The sequence below is a fragment of the Lichenicola sp. GTC18331 genome, assembly GCF_055386855.1.
The window spans coordinates 3,277,778-3,299,524 of the sequence record NZ_AP045015.1 but is presented as its reverse complement, the minus strand read 5'-3'; the positions used below and the strand labels follow the sequence as shown (position 1 = coordinate 3,299,524).

Below are 21,747 nucleotides of genomic sequence, written 5' to 3'. Positions count from 1 at the left end.
GTCTCGGAGGGAGACACGCCGATGAACCGACCGATCCATCACGCCGCCGACATGCACAGCTACGAGCCCGCCAACGGGCACGGGCTGGCGCATGATCCGTTCAACAGCATCGTCGGTCCGCGTCCGATCGGCTGGATCGGCAGTCGCAGCCCGACCGGCGCGCTGAACCTGGCTCCCTACAGTTTCTTCAACGCCTTCAACTACACGCCGCCGATCATCGGCTTCTCGTCCACCGGCTGGAAGCACAGCGCCGCCAACATCGCCAGCACCGGCTGCTTCACCTGGAATCTGGTGACCGACACGCTGGCGGAAGCGATGAACGCCAGCTCCGCCGGCGTGGACGAGACGGTGGACGAGTTCGCCCTGGCAGGCCTGACGCCAATCAACAGCCTACAGATCGACGTGCCGCGTGTCGGCGAAAGTCCGGTGGCGTTCGAATGCCGCCTGCTGGACCAGCACAGGCTGCACGACCTGGAGGGACGCGAACTCGACACGTGGCTGACGCTGGGCCAGGTGATAGCGGTGCATATCCATCGCGCGCTGCTCCGCAACGGGGTGTTCGACACCGCCGCCGCCGCGCCGATCCTGCGAGCAGGTGGGCCTGCCTCTTATATAAGAGTGACGCCGGAAGCGTTCTTCGAGATGAAACGACCGGAATGAGCCGACAGGCTGCGGTCCCGGCGATCACCCCGTCACAGGACGCGCCTTCACACGCAGAAGCGCCAGCGCCGTGACCAGCGCCATCCCCAACAGGGCAGCACAGAACATCGTCACGCCGGGCCACGCGCCGTGGCTCCAGAACCAGCCGCCCACCGTGCCCATGATGCTAGAGCCGACATAATAGGCGAGCAGGTAGAGCGCCGAAGCATGGCCGCGATCGCGCGTGGCGCGCTGGCCGACCCAGGCGCTGGCGACGCTATGCGATACGAAGAAGCCGATCGTGACCAGGGCGAGCCCCAGCATGATTGCCGGCAGAAACGGCAGCAGGGTCAGGCCGAGCCCGAGCAGCCCGAAGCATGGTCCCGCCAACAGCACGGGGCCCGGCCCGAATCGTCCGGCCATACGGCCCGCGATCGGCGAGGCGAGGATGCCCACCGGATACACCGCGAACACGGCACCCGACGCGGCCTGTCCGAGCGAGAAAGGCGGTTTGAGCAGCCGAAAGCCGAGATAGTTGTAGGAGGTGACGAAGCAGCTCATCGCCAGGAAGCCGACGAAGAACAGCGCCAGCATGCCGCCATCGCGCAGATGCCAGACCCAGCCGGACGATCCGGCGACGGCACGCGTCTGAACGGTCTGCGCGCGATGATCGATCCTGGCCGGCGGCAGCAACAGCGTGAACGCGATCCCCGATGCGAGACAGACCAGTCCGGTCACGAACAGACCGATACGCCAGCCTCCCCACTCCGACAGCAAGGCGATACCGACGCGGCCGCCGAACCCGCCGATCGCCGTGCCGGCGATATAGAGTCCCATGGTGGGGCCGAGTTCGGCCGGGGCGATCTCGTCGGCGAGATGCGCCATCGCCACCGCAGGCACGCCACCGAGCAGAATGCCCTCGATCCCGCGCAGGATCAGCAGCACGCTCCAGTTGGGTGCCAGCGCGACGCACAGATTGCACAGAGCCGCGCTGATCATCGAGACGCACATCACCCGCTTGCGTCCGAACCGGACCGCCAAGGGCGTGGTGCCGACGATGCTGAAGGCGAGGAAGCCGGTGGACAGAGAAAGCGCCAGCGAGGCGTTGGCAGCACCGACATGGAAATCGTCACCGAACACGGTGAGCAGCGGCTGGACGCAATAGAGCAGCGCGAATGTGGCGAACCCGGCCAGGAACAGGCTGGCGCGCAGGCGTGGATAAAGCGGGCTGAGCCGATCGATCGGCTGGCGTAGGGCCGTCATCGGCACTCCGGCGCTGTGGAGATCGGAGTTATGAACCCGGCCGACCGGTCCGACCAAGCGCATGGGCGAACGTCGGTCGCATGGGACGACCGGCTCGCGTCGCCGGGCTTTCCCCTGCGGACGATGCTGCTAGCCTCACGGGCATTCTCGCCGGCACCCTCGCTGCCAGTGACCGATCCGCTGCCAGTCTCCGAACGGATATCCGCATGACCGACGCCCCGAACCCGCCTTACGCCCGTCGCGAACCGAAGCAGATCGTGCAGCACGGGCAGGAACGGACCGACCCCTATGCCTGGATGAAGGATGAGAACTGGCAGACCGTGCTGCGCGACCCCTCCGCGCTGCGCGCCGATATTGCGGAGCATCTGCGGGCGGAGAACCGCTACGCCGATACGCTGCTGGAGCCGACCAGGCCGCTCCAGGAGGCGATCCTGGCCGAAATGCGGGGCCGGCTGAAGCAGGACGAGATGTCGCCGCCGGTGCCGGACGGGCCGTTCGAATATTACGCCCGCTACGAGCCCGGAGCGCAGCATCCGGTGCATGCCAGACGACCACGCGGCGGCGGTGCGGAAGAGGTGCTGCTCGACGTGCAGGCCTTGTCCGCTGGCAAGGATTATTTCGTGGTCGGCGCCGCGCATCACGCCCCGGACCATCGCCTGTATGCATGGGCCGAGGATGCACAGGGCTCCGAAGTGTATCGCATCCAGGTGCGGGATCTGGAGACCGGTGAAACGCTACCCGACCCGGTGGAGAGCTCGACCGGTGATTTCTGCTTTTCCCCCGCTGGAGACTGGCTGTTCTGGACCTGGCGCGATGAGAACGGCCGCCCGGCACGAATCTATCGACGCCCGTCGCGCGGCGGAGACGACACGCTGATCTACGAGGAGCGCGATCCGGGCTTCTTCATCGGCGTCGGGCTGAGCGCATCGCGCGACTGGATCAGCATCACGGCCGGTGATCAGGAAACCAGCGAAACGCTGCTGATCGCGGGCGACGACCCGACGGCGGAACCGCGCGTCGTCGCGCCGCGGATCAAAGGCGAGCGCTACGAGCTGATCCCCTGGCGGGACCGGTTCGTGATCCACACCAATACCAACGGTGCCACGGACTTCACGCTGATGCAGGCGCCTCTGGAAGCGCCGGACCGCGCCCATTGGACACCTTTCGTCGCGCATCGGCCCGGCCATTTCATCATCGGCGCCAGCGTGTTCCGCGACCATCTGGCCTGGATCGAACGCAAGGACGTCAACAACCGCATTCTGGTGCTGCCGTTCGCGGAGGCCGGCAACGCCGATCCACGGGCTGTGGCGCGCGAGATCGCCATGCCGGAAGAGGCATTCCTGCTTTCGCTCGACGGTTCCTACGAATACGACACCACCACTCTGCGCTACGGCTACCAGTCTCCCACCACGCCGCGTCACTGGTACGATTACGACATGCGCTCCGGTGAAACGACGCTGCGTAAGACACAGGAAGTGCCCTCTGGGCACGATCCGGACGCTTATGTCACCCGGCGTCTTCACGCGACCGCATCCGACGGCGCAGAGGTGCCGATCACCCTGCTGATGCGGCGCGATACGCCGACCGATGGCAGCGCGCCGGTACTGCTCTATGGCTACGGTTCCTACGGCCATGCGATCGAAGCCAGTTTCTCCACGCGCACGCTGAGCCTGGTGGATCGCGGCTGGGTCCATGCGGTGGCGCATGTGCGCGGCGGCTCCGAGAAGGGCTGGAACTGGTTTCTGGGCGGCCGCGGCCCGACCAAGCCGAACAGTTTCAGCGATTTCGTCGCTTGCGCCCGGCATCTGATCGACCGGAAATTAGCTGCGGCCGGACGCATCGTTGCGCATGGCGCTTCCGCCGGCGGCCTGCTGATGGGCGGCGTGGCCAATCTGGCACCGGAACTGTTCGCCGGTATCGTCGCGCAGGTTCCGTTCGTGGACATGCTGAACACCATGAGCGACGTCTCCTTGCCGCTGACGCCGCCGGAATGGCCGGAATGGGGCAATCCGATCGAGGATGCGACGGCATTCGCGCTGATTCGCTCCTACTCGCCTTACGAGAATCTGGCGCCGCGCCCCTACCCGGCGATCCTGGCCATGGGCGGCCTGTCCGACCCGCGCGTGACCTATTGGGAGCCGGCGAAATGGGCGGCGGCTCTGCGCGACGTGTCCACCAGCGGAAGACCTGTCCTGTGCCGTATCAACATGGAAGCCGGCCATGGCGGCTCGTCGGGGCGGTTCGATGCATTGAAGGAGGCAGCGCTGGTTCAGGCTTTCGCGATCTGGTCTGTCGGAGCAGCCTGAGAACTGCTCAGCCGCCGAAGACCCTTCGGAACGCTCCCAGAAGACTCGGGTCGAGCTTGCCATGCATCTGCTCGAGCAGCACGAAGGCCTCGGCCGGCGGCAGGCTGGGTTTGTAGGACCGACGCTCGACCAAAGCGGTGAAGACGTCGCAGATGGTGGCGATCCGCACCGAATCCGAAATCTCGGCACCGCGCAGGCCGTCGGGATAACCGGTACCGTCCAAATATTCGTGGTGGCTGCGAACGATGGATAGAATTTGCGGATGCTGTCCGCCTTGAAGAGCCAGCAGATCGTATCCGTAGGCCGCATGGCAGCGGACGATATTCATCTCCTCCGGAGTAAGTTTGCCGGCCTTGTTGATGATGTCCACCGGGATCAGCGCCTTGCCGATATCATGGAGAATCGCCGCCTGAGTCAGCCTCTCGCAATCCTCTCGTCGGAAACCGAGTCGTAGGACGAAGGTGGCCATGACGCCTGCCATCAGCAGGCAATGATGATAGGTAGGGTCGTGAATCTGGCTGACCGTTTCCATCCAGTCGCGAATGCCATCGCCGTCGAGGGCGTTCAGTAACAGCACACCGGCTTGTTCGGTCAGATTGGCGTCCACGGGACCGCCCGCGGCAGCACTGTTCATCAGATCGGCCAGTGCGAAGCCGACCTCCTGAGCTGTTGCACGCATCGCCGCCTGTCGAGCGGCGGAGGTGGGCTTGGGAGGAGCGCCAAGCAAAGCCCGGACTGCTGAGCCGATCAGCCGGGACGGTGTTTCCTGCGGCATCACCATTGTCGCGCCGATCACGCGAGCATGCACCTCCTCATGCGGAGTCGGCTTGTCGAGCAGACACAGCAACGGGATCCCGTTGGCCAGGAAAGGCTTGAACACGCAACGAAGACTCTCGATTTCGCTGCGGCAGCTGAGCGGCGTCCCGATCGTGACCACCAGATCGGGCAATGCATGTCGCGGAGCGCCACGGCGGAGATCGTAGTACTCGACCGAATACGCCATCCCGAGTGTGCGGGCGAGCGCACGCCCCTGACGCTCGTTCTGGCTCAGAAGCAACAGCCGCCGGTTCAGGTTTGCACCCGCCTTCTGGGAGGAGCCGCCGCCGCTGCCGATCGAACGAGGCCGGATCCAGGTTGCCCCGGCCTGGCTCAGCATGATCTGGCGAAAACCAGAGAAAGGTGAACGAACATGACAGCTCGTGTTCCAGAACGGGATCGCCCGTCAGCGGGCGTTCCGCTGTTCTACCTGGGTAACAATGAACGCTCGGTTAAGAAGCCCGGGATATGGGGCGTCCAGCGCTTGGCAAACATATCGGTTGGCCGAAGTGGACCCGCAAGTTGAACCCGCCGGCTGGTGAACCAGCACTGTGTTCGTCCACGGCTTACGAACCGCCCGGAACGGATCGTCGATGCTTCCCGCAGCCAATATCGCGTGCAGATTTGCCGGAGAGATCGTCATGATATCAATCCGCTGACGCATTTCTCCATCAGGAGACAAATTCAGCGACTAAAATTCGATCTGCAACAGGTTCTCGATACGGCATGAAGGCAACGTGATCATCTGTGAGGCCGACCGCGGGTTCTTTCGGAGCGCTCAGGCCATTCGTCAGTACATATCGGGCGATTGGCCTTCATGATCCATCAGGACCAGAACGCAGGCTCGATGCATGACGGATGCAGCGTGGAACTGTGGAGCTGCATCCTATCAGAAACGACTGAGACCATCACGATACATCGGCCACCTTTCGAGACCCGACCGCGCAACCAGACACGAAGATCTCTCAGCGAGATGAGCGTTACTGAACGAAACACGTTCACAATTCTGAAACCCACTTCCCTTCGAGTCGTGAGGCCGTGGTGACTGCCCTTTTATCGAAGCAGGGAGGCTGCTTTCCGTGTCTCGAGCTCACAAGCGAGGAGAAACTCGAGTGCCTCGAGATGGCAGAGCGCCTGTTCCGCGTCGCGACCCCAGGCATAAACGCCATGACCGCGCAGAACGTAGCCGGGCACCGGACCATGCAATCGGTCAGCGACGACGCCTGACAAACGTTCGATATCCTGATCGTTCGCCAGCAGAGGAACGATCACGCTGGTTTCGTGGGTCGTTTGACCAGCAAACGCCTTGATCATCTCGTAGTGGGACAGAACGATCCCGTGTTCCTGATTCAGACGCGACAACACGGTCGCTGCCACCGAGTGACCATGCAGAACGGCGCCCATCTCCGGAAAGGCGCGGTAGATCTGGCAGTGAAGTCCGGTTTCCGCACTGGGACGTCCCCCTTCGGTCAGCGACCGGCCGTGGAGATCGACCACCATGACCCCATCCCGAGTCAGGAAGCCTTTTCGACCACCGCTGCGAGTAATGGCGATGCGGTCTGCATCCAGGCGCACGCTGATGTTGCCGCCGATCGACGGCACCCAGCCGAAACGGTCCATACGCTGGCCGATTGCGATGATCTGGTCGGCGGCACGCTGGAAGGCGGGTTCGGAAGCGTCGGAGGTCACGGGCTGATCCTGGTCGGTTCGATAGGGCCGGAATCCTAGCCTGCGACAGCGCGTAATGCGATGTTCGGAACCGTGAACCCTCCGAGACGACAGGGGCCGGACGAACCGACATCCGGCCCCGCTCCGGTCAGACCTTGTTGACGGACGCGTCGTAGATTTCGTCCACCGAGCGGCGCAGCGCCGCATCGAATTCGGAATCGCTCATCTGGTCGCGCAGATCGTCCACCAGGGCGCGCGAGAACGAGGCGATCATGCCCGGGTTGTGCTTAAGACGATGGCAGGCGTCGGTGCGCTGATAACCGCCCGAAAGCGCCACCACGCGCACCACGCGCGGATGGGCGATCAGGGGCGCATAGAAATCGGCCTCTTCCGGAATGGTGACTTTCAACATCACGTTCTTGTCCGACGAGAGCGCATCCAGACCACGATGCAGTTCCTCCCGCAGGATCGCCTCGGCGGCCTTCTTGTCCGGGCTCTTGATCAGGACTTCCGGCTCGAGGATCGGCACCAAGCCATGCGCGAGAATCTGATCGGCAACCTCGAACTGCTGCCGAACGATGGCGGCGATTCCGGTGCGCGACGGCAGATTGACGGTGGAGCGCATCTTGGTGCCGAACACGCCGAGCTTGACGGCACGCTCGAGCAGAGGGTCGAGATTCGGGATCGGCTTCATCAGGCTGACGCCGTCTTCTTCCGCTTCCAGGCCCTTATCCATCTTGAGGTAGGGAACGACGCCGCGTTCCTCCCACAGATAGCTCGGAACGGGCTTGCCGTTCACATCCCCGTCCATGGTCCGTTCGAACAGGATGGCCCCGATCACCTTCTCGCCGGTGAAGACGGGGGAGGTCATGATACGAACACGCATCTTGTGCATCAGGGCGAACATTTCGGCGTCGCCGTTGTAGCGATCCTCACCGATGCCGTACTGGCGCAGGGCGCCCGGCGTCGACCCGCCGCTCTGGTCGAGAGCCGCGATGAAGCCCGCTTTGTCGCGAGCCTGCGCCATCATCTTCTGGTCGGCCAATGAACTCTCCCTCGTCGAATTGATTAGGTGCCCCGGCGGACGATACGGGATCGACCGGCGGTTTGCACGCGCGCCACGCCTTTGCGCCGCGCGCGGTCCTCGCTGCCATAATGCGGCAGAGGACCGACCGTTGCCGATCGGCTCGGGCTGCCTGACGGGGGCAGCCGCGGTTCTCGGCGAGTGGCGGAGGCGGACAGCAGCACCCTCGCCTCGGGACTTTGCCCAGAACGTCCTCAGGACGGACCGCGTCGCCCACCGAGACGATCGTGGCCTCCTGCCCGTCTCGGCCTTTACATCGTCGCAACCTGCCGTCGCCGGTTCCGACGATGAGCGTTCGAACGGGATCAGGGGCGGCTCGTCGCCTGCATCGTGCCCGGCCCGTCGCTTCCGGTCAGCCGGCCCGTCGCGAAAGCCAGCACGGCGCTGGCGGCAAGAACCCCTGCGTGGCTGCGCACCACCGTGGCGGAGGCGGAATCGAGCGACGCCGCGGCGGAACTCGCGACCGTCAGCGGCTCGACGCCCTGACGGAACGATGCGGCATCGGCGTCGAACGCGGTCTTGGCGGCCTTGCGCAGCGCGATCGCCGCCTTGTAGCGGGCAACCGCCGAGACCAGCCCGTCATAGGCCAGGGCGACCTCCCGCATGCCCTGGTCTTCTGCCTGCTGCAGCGTCGCCTCCGCTTCCGCACGCCGGGAATGGGCCATGCGGACGAGGTTGGCGCGCTCGCCGCCCTGGAACAGCGTCCAGCGGAAATCGAGATAGATGCCGGTCTCGGGGGCCTCGAAGCTGGTCGAGGGGGAGCGGTTGGTGCTGATGCGTCCGATATCCTCTGTGCCTTTGGCGGCGATCGACAGGGACGGCATCAGATCCGATCTGGCTTCCGCCTCCGCCGCCTCGCTCGCCCGCAGCTTGGCGAGGTCGGCCTGAAGATCGGGGCGCCGTCGCAGCGCATCGTGCATGAGTTCCGGCAAGGCCGCGTCGATGCCGTCCGGAACCGGCTGCTGGTCGAGCGACACGATCTGGATCGGCGTCGCCGGCGGCAATCCCAGCGTGGTGGCGAGGCTGTCGCGGGCGGCGTCGCAGCGTGCGGCCTTGTCCGTGAGGTCGTATTTGGCCTGCATCACGTTGCGTTCGGCGTCGCCGATATCGGTCACGGTCCCTTCCCCGTGCTTGTAGCGGTCACGAGCACCGTCGGCGAGCAGCGTGGCGTTGCGGAGCGATTGTTCCGCCGCGGCGCGATCGGCCTCCGCGCCCTGAAGGGACAGTTCGGCCTGCGTGACGTCGAGAATGACCTGCTGATGGGCGGCGGTAAAGACGATGTTGGACGCGACGGAGGATTGACGGGCCTCCTCGACGGACGCGGCACGCCGGCCGAAATCGAGCAGCAGGTAGTCGATGGTGAGGGACGGAAACACCGCGGTCGCATTGGAGGTGATGTAGCTGTCGCCGTTTCCGCTGAGCTCCTTCGGGAAAGGCGAGGTCTGCCTGCGATAGCCGCCGAGCGCTTCGAGGGTGATGCGCGGAAGATAGGCGCCCTGAGCGATTCCGACACCGATCGCGGCCTGCTTCGCACGCTCCCACTCGATCCTGGTCTGCTTGTTGTTGCGCTGCGCGATATCGATCAGCTCGACCAGAGTGTAGCGGTGATGCGGGTCGATCGTCGGATGCGGGTCGGGCCAGGGCAAGGCCGGGTCATGCGGGAGGTCGTAGACCAGTCTCGGGTGTCCGGCAGCGACAGCACCGCCCGTGGCGGCGCCGTCGGGCCGCCACGGCGCGCTCGGGCTTGCCGGTGCGAGATCGCTGGTGTCGTTGCACGCGGCCAGAACACAGCACAGCATGGCGGCTCCGGCGCGAAGCGGCGCGCGACGGATCATTCCGTTCTCCCCGTTGCGGACAGGCTTCGGCTCGGCAGCAACGTCGAGGCCAGTTTGGCGGCATCCCGGTGGAACTTGCGCGCCCAGAACACCGACGCATCGGACGCGCCGTCGTCCGGCCGGTCCGGAAACGTGTCGCGCAGAACAGCGGGGTCGGTTCCCGCCTGTACCCAGTCGGCCAAAGCGGTGAGCCATGCGGCCATGTCGGCGCGGTAACGGTTGTCCGCATCGGTCACGCGACCGTCGGGATCGGTGAGACGAAGCGCCAGAGCGGGGATTTCCAGCGCCTGCAGATCGCGCAGGGTGCCGCCATTGATGGCGCCCGGCGAGGCGGCAACGAGAGGGCCGCGATTCCGGTCGCTGGGATCGAACGGGTCGTTGACGAGATGGGATTGTGCCGCGCCGATCGCCGCATCGATGGCGCCGCGGATATCGCGTGCAGGGCGCTTGTCTCTGCCTCCGAGTAAGGCGGCGAATTCGCGCAATGCCCGTGCGACCGCGTCTCGCACCTTGGCCGCGACGGGTGACGGCCAGAGGTTGGCATAGACCACGAACACCACGACGTCGCCGAGCAGGATGCCGACCGCGCGGTCCCGGCCACCCTCCATGTTGAGCGTCGGGCCGTAGCCGCTGAGCACGAAGGAGAAGAAGGCGATTGCCATCTGCTGGCCGACATAGTTCGACCGCGGCGAACCGCTGCGCACCCAGGCCGCCAACAGCAGCGGGCCGGCCATCGCCAACAGCAGATCGCCGAGTCCGGTCAGATGCGGCATGACAAGCAGGATAACGATTAGGCCGAGCAGCGCGCCGATCACGCAGCCGCCGATGCGCATGACCATCTTGTGCACCGAGGCGCCGTTGGTTTCCAGCGCCACCACGAAGCACGTGACGAGGCATGTATGGATACCCGACCAGTCGGTGACCCGCTCGATCAGGTAGACGATCATGGCGCAGATGGTCAGCTTGAGGCCATGCCGCACGTATTCAGGATTGGTCCATGCATCCGGGCGCAGCAGAGCGGACGACGCCTTATTCTCTGGCTTCTCGCGATGCGTCAGCGCGGCCTCCGCCTCGTCGAGGGACGTCTGAAGCTGGAGCGCCAACGGATGTTCGTTCGACGGTGCCGCATCGCTATCGACGATCGCCGGATCGGAAACGGGCTTATTGCCGCCGTCGATCCTGCGAAGGATGTCCGTGCATCGCGCGGCGGCGGTCCGGCGAATACTGTCCGGAATGGTTCCCTCCGGCAGATGCGCCGCCGCGAGCAGAACCAGGCACAGGCGATGCGCAGCACTGATGAGGGCGGAAACGTCGGCGCCCGGCACCGGCTCGCGCTTGAGCACTTTGGACGCGGTGACGAGCGCCTGGACCGGACTGGTCCCCTCACGCGCAAAAGCGCGCAGCCGCTCGCGCGCATCTGGATCACCATTGCACCAATCCGCGGCGGCGGCGATCCGTTCTCGGATCCGCTTTCGTACGACGGGGGCCGGATCGCGGCCCGCGAAATAGTTGACCAGCACGACGATCGACAACGCGAGAAGCAGGGTGAACGCGTTCCAGAGCTCGGAATGCAACAGGGCTTCTTCCGGCGACATGAAGGCGATGTCAGGGATGGAGGACGAGGTCGTATTGCCGGTGAGATAAGATTGCTGGGCCGCATCCTCGATCAACGTGTCGCCGCTGGGCAGCTGATACACCGTCCACAGACCCAGCACGTAGAAGATCGGCCCCTTCAAGGCGGCGCGGGACAGGAAGCCGGTGAGGAAGATCAGGACCGACATGAGCGCGATCCGCAACGCCGGTTCGGACAGGCTGATCGCGAATACACCGATGCTGGCGAAGGTGGCGACGATCAAAGCCGCACCTCCGGTCAGGGCCAATCGAATCGTCGAACCGGCTTCGTTATTGGCAACGATAAACGAAATATAGGCGAGGAAGGCGACACTCGGCAGACGGAAGCATTCGCCGATGATGATCGCCAACATGCAGACCGCCGTGAGACGGATCGTGTTGCCGAGGCGACCATCGGTCGGTTTCAGTTCCTTTCGCAGAATGCCGGCCCAGCCGGTGGTGTCACCAAGGTCGACGGCAGGTAGGACGGAACCACTCACGGTCCAAACACCAGCGTCACCGTCGCGCCGATCCGCATCATGTCGGCCGGCGGCCGATCGAGCATGACCCGCACGGGGAAGCGCTGGGCGATCCGGACCCAATCCAGACTTCTGGCGACTTTCGGCAACCCGTCGGTGCCTTCCGCCTCGTCGGGCGTGACGCCCCAGCCGAAGCTTTCCACCCGGCCTGTGAGCGGCCGGTCGGGATTCGACAGAACGAACACACGCACGGATTGACCGATCGCGATGTTACGGAGATCGGTTTCGCGCAGATTGCCGGTGGCGAACCAATGTTCGGTATCGATGATGGTGAAGACCGGCTTGCCGACGGTCGCGTATTCGCCGGCTGCGATGTCCAGCCCTGTGATCCGGCCGTCGCAGGGCGACAATACCCGCGTCAGACGCAGATTGCGTTCGGCCAGCGCGAGGCTGGCGCGAGCGCCTTCGAGATCGGCGGAGATGGATGCGGTGTCGCGCACGGCCTGCTGGGCGCGATCCGCCTCGGCGACGGCGTGTTCCTGCGACACTCTGGCTTCCAGGGCGCTGGCTCTGGCATCCTCCACTTTCTGCGTGGAGACGAAGCCATGCGCGCCGAGAGGCACGAGACGAGAGGCCGTGTCTTCGGCCAACTTGCGCTGGATACCAGCTGCCTTCACGGAAGCGCGCGCCGCCAGGGCTGCCGATTGCTGCGATTGGACTTCGCGAGTCGCCGTGGCGAGAGACGCCTCCAGCGACGCCACCTGCGCCCTGGCCTGGTCGACCTGCAAGCGGAACGGTTGCGGATCGATCTGGAACAGAACGTCGCCGCGATGGACGATCGCATTGTTCCGCACCGGGAGCGCGACGATCTGCCCGCTGACCTGCGGCGCGAGATGCACGAGATCGGCCTGCAGGAAGGCATCATCCGTGCGTGGCTGATGCGACACGCGCAGCAGAGCGATTGCCGAAAGGACGATGGCGCATAGGAGCGCTGCGGCGAACAGGCCACGCCCGAGCCAGGTCTTGAACGATGCGGTCATCTCGTGCGTGCCGTGGCTGGACGTTCAGTTCGCATAGATCAGCAACCACATGGCCACACCCGCCGCGACCCCGATGGCAAACAAGGCGACGCCGGACAACGGGACGTATTTCAGGAAACCCAGTCGGCCGAGCAGCAGATTGACCATGCCGACGCACAGAAGGCCGAAAGCCGAGCAGATCAACCAGGCCGGAACATAGGAGCCGAGAATGCTGATCGACGGCGCGCGGTCACAGGAGCACAAGGCAAGGACGGGAGTCGCCACGATCAACCGCGCCTGGACCGATAGCATCAGTGAGCGAGGTTTGTTCGATCGCGCTAGCAACGGATGCGTTCCTCGGTCCAAGCGGATCCCATTCCCAGCATCTGATACCGATCGATACCCGTTATCGTGGTTCAATCTAGGCACGATTGCGGGCATCGAGGAAGCCCTCCGCATTCAGCTCTTCAGCCCCACCGGGAGAGATGCACTTATACTATGTTTCTTCGATCTAATTTCGCCTCGCCATCGATGTTGTAGGTTGCAGGCGTATGCACCTCAGGCACTCCGATACTGCAAACTGTTCGCACGGCGAATGAGCGTTACGGTGTTCGATGACTGACACGCTGCGATCGGGCCTGACAGATCGGTGCGACGTACGGCCTGGCGCGGTCGGTCATGCCGCAAATTCCGAGGCCCGATCATTCAAACCCGCCTCGATCATGAGCAGCGAACGAAACCGGTCTCGATCGGCAAAGCCGTCGTCAACGCCGACGATCGATCGTCGACGGTCAGAGCGGGAAGGGTTACCGGCGATTTGAGCACACGTGCCGAGAAACCGGTTGCCGGATGCGACAGGGCCGTTCGACAGAGTGTCTCCTTCCTACGCCCGAAGGTCGACGACCGGGCAATCCACTCTAAACGGACATCTTAGCGCGTCACATGTGAGATGCAGAGCCCCAGCCTGCCTGGAGGCATTCCCGATCGCCTGAGAGCAACGATCAGCACCCGAAGATCGGCCGGTAGCGCGGGATTGCATCTCGGGTCAGGTGAGCGGCAAGGACGGTCAACAATAAAAGGCGTGCACCAGATGGGGGTGAAGGTAGGAGCGAGAGCGACACCTGCCCAACCCACTGGCTTTGCTTGCTTTTTGGTGCGGCTCTGGCGGAGAGGGTGGGATTCGAACCCACGGAGCCCTTGCGAGCTCGCCAGTTTTCAAGACTGGAGCCTTAAACCACTCGGCCACCTCTCCGGCCGGCCTATATGGCCGCAAACCGGAGTACGGGCAAACAGTCACCGGCCGAAAGGAACGCCATCCCCTCGAATACCAGCCCACGATGGCCCTGCACCTGCCCGCTCCTGTCGCACGACCGTCACGCAGGTCTTGGCGGGCGCACCTTTTCTTGCTTTTTTGAGATGATCAAACACGCCAAATGTCAGGTGTCCCGGATGTCGAACCCACGCCTGAACCACGCCCGCGGCAGGACGAGCTTCCCCAAGGATTCCGCCGCATGAGCCCGGTGTCGGGTTCCGGCCTGTTCCAGAATTACGGCAATCCGCGTTTCTTCTGCGAGATCATGAATGCGATCGGTCCGATGGACCCGACCGTGGCGCTGGTGCGCGACCGTCTGCGCGGCTTCGACGAGGATGAACTCCGCCGACGCGCCAGCGCAGCCGAAGCCGAGCTCTACAATCTGGGCATCACGTTCACGGTTTATTCCGAACGCGATTCGATCGACCGCATTCTGCCGTTCGACCTGATCCCGCGCATCCTCACCGCCGCGGAGTGGGACGTGGTCGAACGCGGCGTCGTACAACGCGTCACCGCCATCAACCAGTTCCTGTGGGACATCTACCACGACCAGAAGATCTTGAAGGACAATATCCTTCCGCGCGATCTGGTCCTGGGCAACGGCAATTTCCGCCCCGAGATGATGGGGCTCGACGTGCCGCTGGGCGTCTATGTGCATGTCAACGGCACAGACATCGTGCGCGACGAGCTGGGCCGTTTCCTGGTTCTGGAAGACAACGCCCGCACCCCGTCCGGCGTCTCCTACGTGATCGAGAACCGGCACATGATGCTGCGGGTACTGCCGGATCTGGTCGCCGGGCTACGCATTCGCGGCGTCGATGAGTACGGCGTGCGGTTGCAACAGGCCATGGCGGCGATGGCGCCGGAACACGTCCCCGACCCGCAGGTCGTGCTGCTCTCGCCCGGCATCTACAACGCCGCCTATTTCGAACACGTTTTTCTTGCCCGAGAGATGGGCGTGCCTCTGGTGGAAGGCCGCGACCTGGTGGTGGAAGACGGGCGCGTGTTCATGCGCACCATCGCCGGTCTCCGTCCCGTTCACGCCATCTACCGCCGTCTGAACGACGATTTCCTCGACCCGGACGTGTTCCGCCCGGATAGCCAACTCGGCGTCCGCGGTCTTGTCGATGCGTGGCGGCGGGGGAATGTGGCGATCGCCAACGCGGTCGGCACCGGCGTCGCCGATGACAAGGCGATCTATGCCTATATGCCGCGCATCATCAAATACTACCTCGACCAGGATCCGATCCTGGACAATGTCGAGACCAACATCTGCCGCGAAGCGGACGGTCTTCAATACACGCTCGACAATCTCGAGAAGCTGGTGGTCAAACCCGTCGGGGAGTCCGGCGGTTACGGGCTGATCATCGGGCCTCATGCGAGCACAGCCGAGCTGGACGAGTTCCGCACCAAGCTCAAGGCCGATCCGGCCAACTACATCAGCCAGCCGGTGATCAATCTGTCCACCGCCCCCACGCTGTCCGAGGAGGGCGTGCAGGCCAGACATGTCGATCTCCGACCGTTCGCCATCACCGGACATTCCACATGGGTTCTGCCCGGCGGCCTGTCGCGCGTCGCACTGAAGAAAGGATCGCTGGTGGTGAACTCCTCCCAAGGCGGCGGTTCCAAGGATACCTGGGTGCTGCAATCATGACGGGCGCGACGATTCATCCGGTACACGAACCGCTGCGCAGGGGACAGGCGCTGCTGTCGCGTTACGCCGAAAGCACGGTCTGGCTCGCTCGTTACATGGAGCGGATCGAGAACCTCGCCCGCATCATCGACGTCACCGACACCTTCACCCGCACCGGCACCGGCGAAAACGACTGGCGCTCGGTGGTGCAGATCAACGCCGACGAGGAACGCTTCTTCGCAGGCCGCGCCGAAGCGGACGTGAACAGCGTTGCCGAGTTCTATCTGCTCGATCGCGAAAACCCGAACTCGATCGCGTCGCTGATCCAGGTCGCCCGCGAGAACGCCCGCACCCTGCGCCCGCTGATCTCGACCGAGATGTGGACACATCTCAACATGATGCACAAATGGGTGCGCGGCCTGACCCGCTGGGACATCCGCCCGTCGCAGCTGTCCGCGCTCTGCGCCCGTCTCAAGCAGGAATGCCAGACCCATTACGGCATCACCGAAGGCACGTTCTACCGTGACCAGGGCTGGTATTTCTACATCATCGGCAAGTATCTGGAGCGCGGCAACCAGACCACGCGCCTCATCGACATCAAATACCACACGCTTCTGCCGCGCGATGCCGAGGTCGGGAGCCAGGTGGATATGAGCCAGTGGAGCGCCGTTCTGCGTTCCGCAGCCGCCTACCATGCTTATCGCCGCATGATGCCGCGCTCGCTCACTCCGGCAGCGGTCGCCGGCTTCCTGCTGCTGAACAACGCATTTCCGCGCTCCCTGGTGCTCACGCTCCGTCAGGTGAACTGGGCGCTCAGTCAGCTCCGCACCGATTACGGTCTGCGTCGCGGCGGCAACGCGCTGGAACGGATGGACGAGCTTCGCGCCGCCCTCGCCGACCAGACCATCGAGCAGATCATCCTACGTGGCCTGCACGAGTTCCTCGACTGGGTGCAGGTGCAGCTTCATCATATCCACGACGAAATCGCCGAGGCGTTCTGGGCCATTGCTCCGGTGCCGGTCGAGCCGGCCAGCGGGACGCAGATCGGCCACTCTGCGAATCAGACCATGGGCGGAGGCGGCATGAGCCAGAGCATGGGAGGCATGACGCAGACCATCGGCGTCATCAACCAAATCGACCGCGACAGCAGAAACGCGCCGCCGGAGCCGATTCAAACCTGAAACAACGATGCCCGGCACCGGGAGAGGTGCCGGGCAAAACAGCCTCAGCTCGGCGGATTGGCGGTGCTGGAGTCGGCCTTGGCCTTCTTGGCCGCCTCATGATGACCGACGGCGCAGCCAGCCGCGGCGCCCATCGCACCGTGATGACCGGCCACATGCCCGGCGACACCGCCGACGACGGCGCCCTTGATGCAGCCCTTGGCCATCGCCTGGCCCGACAAACCCACACCCATGAGCATGGCAGCGCCGAACAGTACAGCCATCGTGGAACGGTTGGACATGGAACTCTCCGTGATAAAGTCTGGGCCGATCTAACCGCCCCGATTATGGCCAATCCGCGCCGGAAGGATGCCGGACGCGCGATTCATGACACAGTGTGACGGTGTCATTTCGACACAACACGATCCCCTCGGTGCCGGTTCCCCCAGATCCCGATGGCTTTCGCATCGGCGGCCGCTGGATCGAGTCCGGGCTCCAGCGCCAACAGTGCCAGGGCGATCGTCCCCACCACGGTCTGCTCCACGCGCTCGTACCGTCCCGTCCCCGCCCACACCGCCGCGAAGACCGACGCATCCACCGCAACCGGCGCGCTTTCCGGCGCCAGGGCGGGCAGAAGCAGTTCGCTCACCCCCATGGCCCCCAGGCGATGCGCCGTGACCGGCTTCAACGGCGTGCGCTCCGCTTCTCCACCGCCACCCTTGATCACCACAAGGCTCCGTCGGGCAAATCGCTCCGCCACAGCCACATGCACGGCGATGTAGGGCGGGTGGAACACGCCATCGACCGAGACCGAACTGTCTGCGGGGTCGATCAGCCGCGCCACCGTGTTGATCGGCGAGCGCAGACCGAACAAGGCGCGCATGGCCAGCAGCCGATCGAGCTTCGGCGCCATGAACCGCACAGGCCAGTAGGCGAAACCGGACCGCTGCAGCGCCTCCCCCACGGAGGCCGCATCCTCCGATGGCTGCAAACCGAGCACCGACAGCCCGTCCTCCACAGACAAGCCGCTGCCGAATGCGTTGGTGCCGTGCATCAGCACGCGCACACCGCTCCGCCCCAGAGCCAGCGCCGCCAGAAGAAACCAAGGCGCCTCCCGCGTGCGGCCGGCGCCGTAGCTTGGCCAGTCCAGGTCCACAGGCCCGCTCGCCGCCATGTCATGCCCGGTCTGAAGATCGGCCCGCGCGGCATCCACCAGCCCTGCAATCTCGTCCGCGTCCTCGCCGCGATAGCGCAGCAGCATCAGAAAAGCGCCGAGCTGCACCGGATCGACCGCGTCGGCCAGAACCAGCGACAGTGCATCCCTTGCTTCCTCGCGCGTCAGGGCGCGCGACCGCCCCGGCCCACGGCCAAGGGTCGCGACATACTGGGCGAAGCGTGCGACGGAATCGGGATGCGGCGTCGGCATGCGCAGGGTCGTTCCTTGCAGGAGGTGCTCCGAAAATCCGGTGCCCGAGCGATGATCGCGCTGGCTCGGCGCCGGTTTTGGCATAAAATGACGCTGTGAACGCACTCAACCCACGCCCCGGCCGGCAAACGATCGAGATCATCTTCGATTTCGTCTGCCCCTGGTGCTACCTGGGCATCACCCGGCTGCTCGACGCGCTGCACGGTCGCCCCCTGCTCAGCTTCGATCTGATCTGGCGGCCTTTCCTGCTCGATCCCGATATGCCCCCGGAGGGCATGAGCCGGCTCGATCATGCGCTGCGCAAATATGGCGGCGAGGTGCGTGCCAGGCGGCTCTATTCAGCCGTGACACGGATCGGCCTGGAAGATGGCGTGCCGTTTCGCTTCGAGCTCATGAAGCGCGTGCCCTCGACGGTGAACGCGCACAGGCTGATCCGCTGGGCCGCCGAGCGCGGCGACGCCACCAAACTGGTCTGCCGGCTGATGCAGGCGCACTTCGCCGAAGGCGCCGATATCGGCGATACGCATACGCTGGCTGTCCTGTCGGCAGAGTCCGGCTTCGATCCAGCAGCGGCGGCGCGTATGCTGGCCTCGCGTGCCTTCGAAGATGCGGTGCACGTCGATAATCTCGGCACGCATCGGGCCGGGATCGCCGGCGTGCCCTGCGTGGTGATCGACGGGGATTTCGCCGTCGCCGGGGTGCAAGACACCAAGGTTCTGGAGCGCCTGCTGGACGCCGCGGCGCTGGAAAGGATTATCGGCTAAGGATAATATGCATTCCAGGAAAGTTAAGATGGGAATGACCTTCTTTTTCTGAAGACAAAGAAGCAAGAAGACTTCTATCCGTTTTGATGATCTATCCCAAATGGCACTCGCTCAAACAGACAGAAGTTCTTTGGTTCTTTCTTTCAAGAAAGAACACCTCTTCCGCCTTCCTCCAGACCGAAAGAAAGGCGGAACGGTGTCGCGCGCCTACTTGCGGACGGCGGTGACCTCGATCTCCACGAGCCAGCCCGGATTGGCCAGGCCGGCCACCTGGAAGGCGGATCGGGTCGGCAGGTTCGGCTGCTCCTTGGTGCCGAAGAACTCGGTATAGGCCTTCATCAGCCCGGCGAAATCCATCTTCCCGAGCTTCGGATCGGCGACCATGTAGACATGCATCTGCACGACGTCGGCCATCGTCAGATGCAGCGTCTCCAGCTCTGCCTTGATCTTGCCGAGCGCGCTGCGCGTCTGCGTTTCGGTGTCGCCATAGGCCGCCAGCGTCATCGGCTTGGCGGTCTTGTCGGAGGGATCGGCGCCCTGCCCGGAGAGATAGATCGTGGTGTAACCCGGCGGCACTTCGATCGCGGACGCGATCGGGAATTTGCCTGTGCTGTGGCGCAACAGTTCGGCCGCCTGCACGCCGCCGGTGCCGGCGATCAGGGTGGCAGCCACGAAGGCGGCACGCAAAGCGAGAGCGTTCATCGACATCATTTCTCCATGGTAGGCGCAGGCCCACGCTGCTGAGCCACGTCTTCGGGCTTCACGGGGTCGGTGTAGTGGTTGCCGAAATTGGTGCGCACGTAATTCACCACCGCCGCCACCTGGGTATCGTTCAGCATGGTGCCGAACCACGGCATGCCGCCGCGCCCGTTCAGAACCATGAAGACGGGATAACCCGAACTGGCGAGCTTGGGGTTTCCGGCCAGGGCCGGGATCGTACCGGCGCCGGTGCCGCCCTTGCCGTTCTGCATGTGGCAGCCCTGGCAGACCTGCTTGTAGATCTCGGCACCGTTCGTGCTGTGCGTGGCCTCGCCGGCGACGTTGGCGGCGGCATCGGCGAAGGCGGCGCGGGCGGGCACGATCGCTGCACCGGCCAGAAGGATCGCGGCAAGCGTCCGGGAAGAACGGCGCATCAGGCGGCTCCGATCGCACGCTGGTGGAGACGGGTGATCGCGCTGATGGAGGACAGGATCGCGCCTTCCTGCCAGCAGCCGATATAGGAAGCGTGTTCGCCAGCCAGTACGAGGCGACCGTCGATCTCGGTGAGCGGCTTGTAGTGCGCCTTGCGCGCTTCCTCGCTCCACATCGAGCAGCAGCCGAGCGACCACGGCATACGGCTCCAGGCCACGCCGACCCCGTTGGAAAACTCCGAGGCATATTGCGGATGGAACACGGCGCCCTGCTTCAGCGCCTCCTGCACGCGTTCTTCCGGGGTCATGCCCGCGAATGCATAAGCCGCAGGGCCGAACATGTAGCCGCCCAGCAGCACCGCCGGACCGTCGGTGAAATAGCGCGTGGACGGATAGGATATCTGGCTGATCGGCTGGTTGGTGAACGAGATGCCGCCATAGATCTGATCGTCCTGCTCCCAGAAACGGCGCTTGAATTCGAGCCCGATCTTCACCGAGGACGCGTAAGGCACCGCCTGGATCGCCGCCTTCATCGGCGCACCCGCCTGCACCTCGATCTCGCTCAGGATCGACAACGGGATCGTGCACACACACCAATCCGCCTTGGCTTCGCCCACGGCGCCGCCCTTATTGTTGTCGAGATAGGAAACCGTGACCCCGTTTCCGTCCTGCGCGATCTTGGTGACCTTGATGTTGTGCGTGACCAGATCGTTGACCTGCTTGGCGAAGCCCTTGCCGATCATGTCCATGCCGCCCACAGGCTGGAACATGGTGGTCTGCATGTCGTAGGTCATGTTGAAGCTCAGCCATTCCCACAGGCCGGACTTCATGACGTCATGCCGCGTGAATGGCGTGGACGGGGTCGGCGCACCGTCCGGGCCGCCGCCCTGCGGTTTCTCGAAACCGCGACGCAGAGAAGCGGATTCGCTTTTCACGTAGTTGTAATTCTTGTCGAGCAGACCCCAGCCACGCATGGCGGCGAGAAGATCGTGCTTCTCGTCTTCGGTGACGGGCTGGTCGAGCTTGTTCTGGTTGACCGATTTCGCCACCAGCTCGGCGGTGTAGCCGGTGAAATCGGTCATGATGTCGCGGTAGCGCTGCGGCTTGCCGCCGAACGTCGCGCTGTCGTGCAAAAGCGCGTTGTGGTTCACCTGCACGAACGGTTCGAGCTGCACGCCGAACAGCTTGCAGTAATGCAGCAGACCCTGGTGGTGATACGGAATGCGCCACGGGCCGGGATTGATGTAGTTTCCGGCTGCAAACTTCACATGCTGCGTCGCGCCGCCCAGTTCAGTGAGCGTGTCGCCGCCGCGCAGGGTGAAGTTCCGGCCGCCGGAGCGGTTCTGATATTCCAGCACGCGCACGCTGTAGCCGGCCTTGCGCAGTTCGTAGGCGGCCAGCATTCCGGCCAGACCGGCGCCGAGCACCAGAACGCTGGTGCCTTTCTTTGCCCCGGAGAGATCGGGCGAACCATGGAAATCGGTTCCGGCGGCGTGTCCGAGCCGCGTCATCGCCTGATACACGGCCACGCTGCCCGCTGCGGCGCCGATGCGCATCAGCAGCTGCCGTCGGGTCGGCGCCATCGAGAATGGTCGATTCAAC

At 64.3% G+C, this 21,747-nt stretch carries 18 protein-coding genes and 1 tRNA gene; 5 read left to right on the top strand and 14 right to left on the bottom strand.

The genetic code is table 11. From position 1 onward, the window contains the following. Positions 1-21 precede the first annotated feature (21 nt). Positions 22-660, top strand: coding sequence for a flavin reductase family protein (locus ACZ5BM_RS15130; RefSeq protein ID WP_498908949.1), 639 nt, complete (start codon positions 22-24; stop codon positions 658-660). A gap of 24 nt (positions 661-684) precedes the next feature. Here ACZ5BM_RS15130 and ACZ5BM_RS15125 read toward each other — a convergent pair whose 3' ends face one another. Next, positions 685-1,902: an MFS transporter gene (locus tag ACZ5BM_RS15125; RefSeq protein WP_498908948.1), complete on the bottom strand. Its 1,218-nt coding sequence runs from the start codon at positions 1,900-1,902 to the stop codon at positions 685-687. A 206-nt stretch (positions 1,903-2,108) separates the two neighbouring features. Here ACZ5BM_RS15125 and ACZ5BM_RS15120 point away from each other — a divergent pair, with 206 nt between their 5' ends. Continuing rightward, positions 2,109-4,208: a S9 family peptidase gene (locus tag ACZ5BM_RS15120; protein WP_498908946.1), complete on the top strand. Its 2,100-nt coding sequence runs from the start codon at positions 2,109-2,111 to the stop codon at positions 4,206-4,208. Positions 4,209-4,215: 7 nt separating this feature from the next. Here ACZ5BM_RS15120 and ACZ5BM_RS15115 read toward each other — a convergent pair whose 3' ends face one another. The 8 genes from ACZ5BM_RS15115 to ACZ5BM_RS15080 all read right to left on the bottom strand — a co-directional run bounded on the left by ACZ5BM_RS15115 (position 4,216) and on the right by ACZ5BM_RS15080 (position 13,972). Beyond that, positions 4,216-5,364: an HD-GYP domain-containing protein gene (locus tag ACZ5BM_RS15115; protein WP_498908944.1), complete on the bottom strand. Its 1,149-nt coding sequence runs from the start codon at positions 5,362-5,364 to the stop codon at positions 4,216-4,218. Positions 5,365-6,077: 713 nt separating this feature from the next. After that, the gene (locus ACZ5BM_RS15110) at positions 6,078-6,713 is read right to left on the bottom strand and encodes a class II aldolase/adducin head domain-containing protein (RefSeq protein ID WP_498908943.1); all 636 of its coding nucleotides are present in this window, start codon (positions 6,711-6,713) and stop codon (positions 6,078-6,080) included. Between the two features lie 127 nt (positions 6,714-6,840). Beyond that, entirely contained in the window at positions 6,841-7,722 is an 882-nt protein-coding gene (locus ACZ5BM_RS15105) for a fructose bisphosphate aldolase (protein ID WP_498911666.1), read from the bottom strand. Positions 7,723-8,081: 359 nt separating this feature from the next. Continuing rightward, positions 8,082-9,611 carry a TolC family protein gene (locus tag ACZ5BM_RS15100; protein WP_498908942.1) on the bottom strand — a complete coding sequence of 510 codons (1,530 nt, stop codon included), beginning with the start codon at positions 9,609-9,611 and terminating at the stop codon, positions 8,082-8,084. Then, on the bottom strand, positions 9,608-11,722 hold the full coding sequence (locus ACZ5BM_RS15095) for an FUSC family protein (RefSeq protein ID WP_498908941.1): 2,115 nt from the start codon (positions 11,720-11,722) through the stop codon (positions 9,608-9,610). Before ACZ5BM_RS15095 ends, ACZ5BM_RS15100 begins: the two co-directional genes overlap by 4 nt. Next, the gene (locus ACZ5BM_RS15090) at positions 11,719-12,741 is read right to left on the bottom strand and encodes an HlyD family secretion protein (RefSeq protein WP_498908940.1); all 1,023 of its coding nucleotides are present in this window, start codon (positions 12,739-12,741) and stop codon (positions 11,719-11,721) included. Before ACZ5BM_RS15090 ends, ACZ5BM_RS15095 begins: the two co-directional genes overlap by 4 nt. Before the next feature lie 24 nt (positions 12,742-12,765). Then, entirely contained in the window at positions 12,766-13,005 is a 240-nt protein-coding gene (locus tag ACZ5BM_RS15085) for a YtcA family lipoprotein (protein WP_498908939.1), read from the bottom strand. A gap of 877 nt (positions 13,006-13,882) precedes the next feature. Further along, positions 13,883-13,972 (bottom strand) — tRNA-Ser (locus ACZ5BM_RS15080). 259 nt (positions 13,973-14,231) lie between these two features. Between ACZ5BM_RS15080 and ACZ5BM_RS15075 the strand changes: the two genes are divergently transcribed. Together ACZ5BM_RS15075 and ACZ5BM_RS15070 are read left to right on the top strand one after the other, a co-directional pair. After that, complete coding sequence (locus ACZ5BM_RS15075) at positions 14,232-15,686, top strand: circularly permuted type 2 ATP-grasp protein (protein ID WP_498908938.1); 1,455 nt, start codon at positions 14,232-14,234, stop codon at positions 15,684-15,686. Then, the gene (locus tag ACZ5BM_RS15070; RefSeq protein WP_498908937.1) at positions 15,683-16,846 is read left to right on the top strand and encodes an alpha-E domain-containing protein; all 1,164 of its coding nucleotides are present in this window, start codon (positions 15,683-15,685) and stop codon (positions 16,844-16,846) included. Before ACZ5BM_RS15075 ends, ACZ5BM_RS15070 begins: the two co-directional genes overlap by 4 nt. A gap of 44 nt (positions 16,847-16,890) precedes the next feature. Here ACZ5BM_RS15070 and ACZ5BM_RS15065 read toward each other — a convergent pair whose 3' ends face one another. Both ACZ5BM_RS15065 and ACZ5BM_RS15060 read right to left on the bottom strand, forming a co-directional pair. After that, positions 16,891-17,127, bottom strand: coding sequence for a hypothetical protein (locus ACZ5BM_RS15065; RefSeq protein WP_498908936.1), 237 nt, complete (start codon positions 17,125-17,127; stop codon positions 16,891-16,893). A gap of 104 nt (positions 17,128-17,231) precedes the next feature. Beyond that, entirely contained in the window at positions 17,232-18,251 is a 1,020-nt protein-coding gene (locus ACZ5BM_RS15060; RefSeq protein WP_498908935.1) for a glycosyl transferase family protein, read from the bottom strand. Between the two features lie 95 nt (positions 18,252-18,346). On the opposite strand from ACZ5BM_RS15060, the gene ACZ5BM_RS15055 reads away from it, so the two are divergent. Continuing rightward, a complete protein-coding gene (locus ACZ5BM_RS15055) occupies positions 18,347-19,015 on the top strand; it encodes a DsbA family oxidoreductase (RefSeq protein WP_498908934.1) in 669 nt (222 codons plus the stop codon). Positions 19,016-19,222: 207 nt separating this feature from the next. Here the strand turns inward: ACZ5BM_RS15055 and ACZ5BM_RS15050 are convergent, their stop codons facing one another. The 3 genes from ACZ5BM_RS15050 to ACZ5BM_RS15040 are packed head-to-tail and all read right to left on the bottom strand — an operon-like array spanning position 19,223 to position 21,728. Beyond that, positions 19,223-19,723, bottom strand: a complete 501-nt coding sequence (locus ACZ5BM_RS15050; protein WP_498908933.1) for a RidA family protein — start codon at positions 19,721-19,723, stop codon at positions 19,223-19,225. Next, entirely contained in the window at positions 19,723-20,148 is a 426-nt protein-coding gene (locus tag ACZ5BM_RS15045; RefSeq protein ID WP_498908932.1) for a c-type cytochrome, read from the bottom strand. The genes ACZ5BM_RS15050 and ACZ5BM_RS15045 overlap by 1 nt, the downstream gene beginning before the upstream one ends. Then, a complete protein-coding gene (locus tag ACZ5BM_RS15040) occupies positions 20,148-21,728 on the bottom strand; it encodes a flavin monoamine oxidase family protein (protein ID WP_498908931.1) in 1,581 nt (526 codons plus the stop codon). The genes ACZ5BM_RS15045 and ACZ5BM_RS15040 overlap by 1 nt, the downstream gene beginning before the upstream one ends. Positions 21,729-21,747 lie beyond the last annotated feature (19 nt).